The sequence below is a fragment of the Pokkaliibacter plantistimulans genome (assembly GCF_003194385.1).
GTDB classification, from domain to species: Bacteria; Pseudomonadota; Gammaproteobacteria; order Pseudomonadales; family Balneatricaceae; genus Pokkaliibacter; species Pokkaliibacter plantistimulans.
This window is the reverse complement of the sequence record NZ_LAPT01000062.1, coordinates 82,653-90,293: the sequence shown is the minus strand read 5'-3', so window position 1 is coordinate 90,293 and position 7,641 is coordinate 82,653. Positions and strand designations below refer to the sequence as shown.

Here is a 7,641-nt window from a genome sequence, read left to right as displayed (position 1 = left end):
TTTTACGTGATACAGATGTGCAGCGTGTGGCTGCCCTCTAGCCGGGAGAGAGGTAAGTGTGTAGCGCCTGCGTGCCGTTTTAACAGGTCGTTGAAAATCTATCTGCGTTGCCGAATACCGCGTCAAAAACAGGCTCACAGCCAAAGGCTGAACGTGCTTTAGCACGGCCCCGAAGGGGCGAGCGGAGCGAGTCAAATGCTCATTTAGTTCACTAAACTCCGCTTTTTCGCCTGTTTCTTCCTTGTCTCGGCGGCCTCGATGACGTTTTTCAACAGCCTGTTAACGTGTTGTGAGAGGGCTTTGCCCTCGTGTAAGGTGAAACCGATCTTAACGGTTTGAATTGAAACGTGATCCAGATGTAGGTCATCCAGTCAGGGAAGGGTAAATGAGTAGTATGACTCGGTCAGAACCGTTTTTTATGGCATCGCCCGCCACTCCGGCGCCGGTGTCGTTTCCTTTGTGCCGCTATGGTATTGAGTTCGAGCTGGAGTCGGCATTGACTCTTCCTGATTACGCAGGCTCCCTGTTCAGGGGGAGCTTCGGGCAGGCGTTACGTCATAGTTGCCCCACATGGCGTGAGGGGCAGTGCCATTGTGATGGGCTTGCACGCTGTGCCTATTCCATGATTTTTTCCGCAGGCCGTGCTGATCACAGCATTCAGCAGTTCAGCCAGGCACCCAACCCCTTTGTGCTGATTCCCCCTGCTGGCCGGCAAACGTTTCAGGCTGGTGAGATGCTGCGTCTGGAAATGGTGCTGATCGGTGAGGCGCTGCCTTTTATCGGCGCGATGATTCTCGCGTGGCGCAAGGCCGGTGAGGCGGGGTTTGGCAAGTCCCATGTCCGTGCACGTTTAACCCGGGTGCTGGCGCTGGCGGAGGATAAGCTTATTTACCAGCCGGGGATGTCGGGCATCGCGCCTCACCCAACCGTATTGCAGTGTGCTGGTGAATCAACGAGATCCCAATCCGTTACGCTCGAATTTTTCAGCCCGTTGCGGCTTATGCAGCGTGGCAATCTGGTGACTCCTGAGACCCTGACGCCGCGGCTGTTATTGACGGCATTGCTCAAGCGTATTCGCTTGCTGGCGGATTTACATACAAATCATCCACTCTCACTGGATGTCACCGGCTTACTCGCAGAGGCGGACGAGCTGACCCTGTCCCAGCAATTGCAGTGGTTTGACTGGAAACGCTATTCCACCCGTCAACAAAAAGGGATGGTGCTGGGGGGCATGCTTGGCAGTGTGACGCTGTCAGGGGAGCTTGCCCCCTTCATTCCCTGGTTAGTGCTCGGGCAATGGTTACATATCGGAAAAAACTGCACCTTTGGCCTGGGTGGTTACAGGCTGCTGGCACAAGGAGAAGACGCGTGAGTTATGCACCTGATATTCATTTGTGCCTGATGTCAGATCAGGCGACGCCGAACCTGACGCCGTTGCTGGAGAAGGGCATTGCCCCTGTCGCAGTCACGTTCGTTGTAACTCCTCAGCAAAAGCACCGGCTGGACTACTTTCAGGAGGTGTTGAGGCCGCGCAATATCAAGGTCGAGATGCTGGAGCTTGATAGTGCCTATGACCATGATGCGATGACAGCCTTGTTGGATGGCTGGTTGGCGGTTCAAAAAAAGGCGGGAAAGTCCGTCTGGTTTAACCTCACTGGTGGCACCAAACCCATGTCAATTGCGGCGCATTTAGTGGCCTTTAATGCCGACATTCCGGCGTTTTACATTTCCGATAACCGGTTGCTGTGGATGAATGCCAAACCTGTGTCAGACGATATGTTGCCTGCTGAGCTTGCTTCAAAGCTGAGTTTTGTGACCTTTCTGACGGCTCACGGAATCAAGGTTGAAGGCACTCAAAGTATCGACAGCCCTGTGCCCTGGCGAGAGCTCATCAGAGAGCTGTGCAGGCTGCATAGCACCTATCACAAGGTCATACCTTTTCTGAACCGACTTGCAGCGATGGCAAAACCTGGCCTTACAGCCAGAATTGACGCTGTATTAACCGTTGATCACGAGCAGTTGCTGAAGGTGTTTGAACAGGCAGGGCTGCTCAGCTGGACTCGTGAAAGTGTGACTTTTCCTGATGAAGATGCACGTTTCTTCTGCAATGGTGGCTGGCTTGAGCATCACCTGATGCAAACGGTGCGCTCTTCAGGTGCCGTTCAGGACATGGCCATGTCGATGGAAGTCAGTTATGTTCGCCCAAAGGTTAGGAAGACGGTAAAAAATGAGATTGATGTCGCGGTGCTGGCCAATAACACTCTGCATCTTATCGAGTGCAAAACCAAAAGGTTCGGTGGGAACGCGCAAGACCCTGACAGTGACCTGAGTAGTGCTCTCTACAAGTTAGCTACCTTACGCAAGGAGCTGGGTGGCCTTCGCTGTAAAGCCATGCTTGTGAGCTATGGCCCTGTGGAGGAGTTCCAGAAAGAACGGGCTCGCGTTCTGGATATTGAACTGTGTCAGGGGGATGACATGATGCGTCTGGATGAAAAGCTGAAATCCTGGATCTGGCCATCGCGCTGATTGATGAAATCAAGCTAATGGTCAGGGCAGAATCAACGCTCACTCTCTTGTAAGGGCGATCATTGAGTCTGCATCAGCGCATTCTGACTGGAGCTTTTTGTGCAAAAAATGCAGGTTTACTCAAGGCAGTTCATATATAGCCCCCGAGAGGGCCTGGCCGCATACCGAAATTGAAGATTGTGAATTCGATCTCCTGGGTGGTTCATGACACGAGCACCGTCATCGGTGCTTGTGTTATGTGAAATGATTCAGGGTTCTGACCGCTTATTCTGTTTCTTCTTTATATACCTTCATGCCTCGCGCCTTGTAGTTGGCGAGGGCTCCCGGGTGGTCCAGCGTGCAGGTGTGCACCCATACCCGATGGGCGCCCAGTGACCAGGCGGACTCAATCGCATGGCTGAGGAAGTAACCACCCAGCCCTGCGCCTGTGAAGGTGTCGACCAAGCCAAAATAGCCAATCTCCACATCACCTTCAGCCTGAACATGTAGCTCGTAGTAACCGGCAATGGCGCCGTTCTTGTAGGCGACCCAGGTGTGTACGTTGCATTCCTCCAGGTACTGTTGCCACTGCCTTTCGCTCCAGACCAGCTTGTCGGTCCATTGCCATGGCTTGCCCACCAGAGCGTACAGGAAGCTGTTAAATGCAGGCTGCTGAATGCCAACCTTCTCTATACGGAAATCCTGAGCCGGGTTGATCTTGCTGCGTAACTGAGGTGGCTCACGCATTTCCAGATAATAGGTGGTTACCACGGAAGTACTGGTGTCAGTCATGGAGTGTCCTGAAGGTTCTTCGATCACTGTGGAACAACTGCGGGTGCAATAGTTTGAAAAGGTGATCAGCAGTTAAAAACAGTAAAGTGTGTAACAGCCTAACTCAAAGTAATGAACTGACTCATGAGTAGTTCTCCTGAGCTGCCAGATATTTGATGATATCAGCAGCGCTTGGTGGTCCTTGAGCTGACTGCTGGCAACCGGGAGCGACATGCGACTGCCTGCTTTGTAGTGATGTATTACCCGTTTTTATGGTAAGACCAATTTTATGTTCTGTTGTTATGGGAGTGTCCGCAGGGAATGACTGCTTCAACCTTGCTATTGATTGGCGCGATGATGATTACCCTCAGTATCTTGCTGAGTCCGTTATCAAATCGCCTCGGTGTGCCGGTGCTATTGCTGTTTCTCGTCGTCGGTATGCTGTCGGGAGAGGAAGGGCCGGGCGGAATTCAGTTTAACGACGTCAACACCTCTTTTCTGGTGGGCAACCTCGCCCTGGCCATTATCTTGCTGGATGGCGGGATGCGCACCCGGGTCGCGACATTCCGGGTTGGACTCAAGCCTGCACTGATGCTAGCCACCTTTGGGGTGGTGATTACGGCTGTCATCACGGGGTTGGTGGCGATGTGGGTGTTTCATCTCTCGCTACTGTCAGGGCTTTTGATCGGCACTATGGTGTCATCCACCGATGCTGCAGTGGTGTTTGCCCTGTTGCAGGGCAAGGGGCTGAATTTGAACGAGCGGGTTGGCGCTACGCTGGAAATTGAGTCGGGCAGTAACGACCCTATGGCGATCTTTCTCACCATGCTGCTGATCAGCCTGATTGGTGAAGCGGGGCATGTGGGATGGTTTGATTCCGCCATGTTGCTGATCAAGCAGTTTGGCATCGGGGTGGTTGCCGGTGCCGCTGCCGGGTATGTGCTTGCCTGGCTGATCATGAATGTCACGCTGACTCTGGCGTTGTACCCGCTACTGGTCACGGCGTTCGGTCTGGTGGTGTTTTCTGCGACCAATGAACTGGGGGGGAGTGGTTTCCTCGCGATCTATTTGTGCGGGGTAGTGGTAGGTAATCGTAAGCTGAAAGTGCTGCAAGACATTCTGCATGTACATGATGGGCTGGCGTGGCTGGCTCAGCTGGTGCTTTTCCTGATACTCGGTCTGCTGGTGACGCCATCCAATCTGCTGGTTGTGGCGCCGGGAGCACTGCTGATTGCCCTGGTGCTGACATTTTTTGCGCGACCGTTGTCGGTGTGGCTTGGCTTGCTGCCATTCCACTTTCGCTGGCGGGAAGTTGTATTCATCTCCTGGGTGGGCTTGCGTGGCGCGGTGCCTATCGTGCTGGCACTCTTTCCTTTTATGGCAGGGGTGCAAGAAGCCTACCTGATGTTCAACGTGGCTTTTGTCGTGGTGTTGTTTTCCCTGATCATTCAGGGTTCCTCCCTGTCTACCGTTGCACGCTGGTTGAAGCTTGAGGTGCCTGCTGCTTATCAGGCCGAGCGGGTTTATCCTCTGGATCTGAAGGAAGCAGGTGATTTTGAGCTCTATGTGTTCAGGTTGCGTGGCAAGCGCTGGCAGACGCCCCGGTTTCTGCGTGATCTGGCACTGCCCAAGGCCACAGGCGTAGCGGCCGTATTTCGTGATGGACGATACCTTCCGGTAGTGCCCGATCTGGCGGTGAAGGAGGAAGACTTGCTGGCACTGGTCGCACAGGAAAGTGATCTGCCCAGGCTGAGTGAACGTCTTACGGCTGAACAGAAATCGCAGTATTTGCAGGAGCTGGATTTCTTCGGAGAGTTTCTGCTCAACGGTGATGCGCGCCTGTCGGATGTTCAGCAGGCCTATGGTGTGACTGTGCCAGATGCTGATCCTGCCATGACACTGTCTGAATGCATCATCAGTCGTTTCCATGGGCACCCCGTAGTGGGTGACAAGTTGGAGCTGGGGCCCATCACCCTTATTGTTAAAGGGGTGAGTGGGGATCAGGTGACATCGGTAGGTTTGAAGCTAAACGCATTTTAGGGAAAAGGAAGAGCAGATGTTGTTCAGATGGCGCTGGTTATGGCTTGGATGTCTTGGTTTTGCAACCCTGGCTCAGGCCGATGGTGAGATTCTGCACAAGCGCAATGCGGATCTGGCGCAGCCCGGTACCTTTGACAAGGGGTCTGTCGGTCACTGGAATCAAAAGCGTCTGGTGGATGGCGAGGCTTTTGTTATCAAACGTAATGTACATGGAGAGCCGTGGGCAGGTTGCTTCTCCATCTCTCCATCTGACCCGAAAATTTCAGACGGCCTTAGGGCGGAACTTCGTGACCTCTACGTCGCGTCGCCTGATGAGGCTATTCAATATCGTTTTAATACCTATGTTCCGGCTGCACCTGTGGTTGATGGCTTGCCGCGTCTGGTGCTGGCGCAGTGGCACGATCGTAAAGAGGATGGCGAGCGCGCCCAGCGTCCTCCGTTATCGCTGCGTGTTATCGATGGCCAGTTAAAGCTGATGGTATGGAATGATGAGGTCTGGAAGCAGCAGGGGCCAAACGGTGATGGTCTGGTTATCTATAGTCAGCCGGTCGGCAGCAAGCCCATGTGGCTGGAGCAGGTCTACAAGGTACGCTGGAGTGCGAATGGCAATGGGCGAGTAGAGGTGTGGTGGAATGGGCATCGTGTAGCCGATTATCGGGGTGCCATTGGTTATGGCGATGACAGCTTCGGGCCCTACTTCAAGTTTGGTGTATACACCACGCACGTGTTGGCGCGGCAGGTTGATATCTGTCATAGCGACTATCAACGTTCCCGCTGGAATTAGTATTCGCTGTAACAGGCATATCGCTCAGAAAACCCATGAAAAAGCGGCTCGAAAGCCGCTTTTTGTTTTCTGAACAGGTACCTGAAGTGCTGTTACTGTGACAGTACTTCTCGTGGGCACAGTACTTTCAGGGTATTGGTGCCACCCTGTTGCCACATGATATTGCCTTTGGTGAGGATGATGACGTCATCCATGGCAATCAGCCCTTTACGGACCAGCATTTCACAGACTTCACGTAGAATCTGTTCTTCTGACAGGTCTTTGGCATCGTAGAACAGTGGTTTGACGCCACGGTACAGCGCCATTTTCTGCAGAGGACGCAGATTATGCGACAGGGCATAAATGGGCAGACCTGAGCTGATGCGCGACATCCAGTGTGGAGTGGAGCCTGATTCTGTCAGGCTGACGATGGCTTTCACGCCCTGCAGATGGTTAGCCATGTACATGGCTGACATGGCGATTGCTTCATCCTTACGTTTGAAGGTGCCATCCATACGATGCTTGGACTTGTAGGCGCTCGGGTGTTGTTCAGCACCCAGGCACGCACGCGCCATGGCTTGTACGGTTTCCACAGGGTAGGCGCCTGCTGCTGTTTCAGCAGACAGCATCACCGCGTCGGTGCCGTCCAGAACGGCGTTGGCGACGTCCATAACCTCTGCCCGGGTAGGCATTGGGCTCTGGATCATCGACTCCATCATCTGGGTGGCAGTGATCACCATACGGTCCAGTGTGCGAGCACGAGAGATAAGGTGCTTCTGCACGCCGACCAGACGAGCGTCGCCAATTTCAACGCCGAGGTCACCACGAGCCACCATGACTGCATCGGAAGCAATGATGATCTGATCCAGCACGTTGTAGTCATTGACGGCATCGGCGCGCTCGATCTTGGCAACAATGCCTGCTTCACTACCTGCAGACTGCAGCAAACGACGTGCTTCTTCTATATCACCTGCGCAGCGCGGGAAGGAGACGGCGACGTAATCCAGATCCAGCTCGGCGGCCAGAACGATATCGCGACGATCCTTGTCGGTCAGAGCGGGAGCAGACAGGCCGCCACCTTCACGGTTGATGCCCTTGTTGTTGGAGAGCTTGCCGCCTACCTCGACCTTGCAGTGCATGGCCGTACCTTCAATATGTTCTACCCGCAGTACGACGCGGCCATCATCCAGCAGCAGGCGGTCGCCCTTGCGGCAGTCTTCAGCCAGTTCCTTGTAGTCAACGCCTACGCGGGTTGCGTCGCCAGCGTCACGGTCGAGGCTGGTATCAAGGATGAAGTCCTGATTCACCTTCAGGGTGACAGGGCCATCCTTGAAGCGGGCTACTCGAATTTTCGGGCCCTGCAAGTCGCCCAGAATGGCAACATGGCAATCAAGCTCTGCAGCGGTCTTGCGAACCAGCTCCGCACGTTGGCGGTGTTCGTCAGGGCTGCCATGAGAGAAGTTCAAGCGGACAACATTGACGCCAGCGCTGATCAGCTGACGCAGGACGTCGGGGCTTTCACTGGCTGGGCCTAAGGTGGCAACTATTTTGGTACGGCGCAT

General features: G+C 54.1%; 6 protein-coding genes. 4 read left to right on the top strand and 2 right to left on the bottom strand.

Annotation, left to right across the window (positions count from 1 at the left end; translation table 11 throughout):
* The first annotated feature begins 385 nt into the window (after positions 1 to 385).
* On the top strand, positions 386 to 1,372 hold the full coding sequence (gene cas6 / locus WH50_RS13475) for a CRISPR system precrRNA processing endoribonuclease RAMP protein Cas6 (protein WP_110187775.1): 987 nt from the start codon (positions 386 to 388) through the stop codon (positions 1,370 to 1,372).
* A complete protein-coding gene (locus WH50_RS13470; protein WP_110187774.1) occupies positions 1,297 to 2,526 on the top strand; it encodes a Card1-like endonuclease domain-containing protein in 1,230 nt (409 codons plus the stop codon). Before cas6 ends, WH50_RS13470 begins: the two co-directional genes overlap by 76 nt.
* Before the next feature lie 264 nt (positions 2,527 to 2,790).
* Here WH50_RS13470 and WH50_RS13465 read toward each other — a convergent pair whose 3' ends face one another.
* Positions 2,791 to 3,297: a GNAT family N-acetyltransferase gene (locus tag WH50_RS13465; RefSeq protein WP_110187773.1), complete on the bottom strand. Its 507-nt coding sequence runs from the start codon at positions 3,295 to 3,297 to the stop codon at positions 2,791 to 2,793.
* A 300-nt stretch (positions 3,298 to 3,597) separates the two neighbouring features.
* Between WH50_RS13465 and WH50_RS13460 the strand changes: the two genes are divergently transcribed.
* Entirely contained in the window at positions 3,598 to 5,316 is a 1,719-nt protein-coding gene (locus tag WH50_RS13460) for a potassium/proton antiporter (protein WP_110187772.1), read from the top strand.
* Between the two features lie 16 nt (positions 5,317 to 5,332).
* Positions 5,333 to 6,100 carry a heparin lyase I family protein gene (locus WH50_RS13455; protein ID WP_110187771.1) on the top strand — a complete coding sequence of 256 codons (768 nt, stop codon included), beginning with the start codon at positions 5,333 to 5,335 and terminating at the stop codon, positions 6,098 to 6,100.
* Between the two features lie 92 nt (positions 6,101 to 6,192).
* On the opposite strand, the gene pyk is transcribed toward WH50_RS13455, so the two are convergent.
* A complete protein-coding gene (pyk, locus tag WH50_RS13450; protein ID WP_104153903.1) occupies positions 6,193 to 7,641 on the bottom strand; it encodes a pyruvate kinase in 1,449 nt (482 codons plus the stop codon).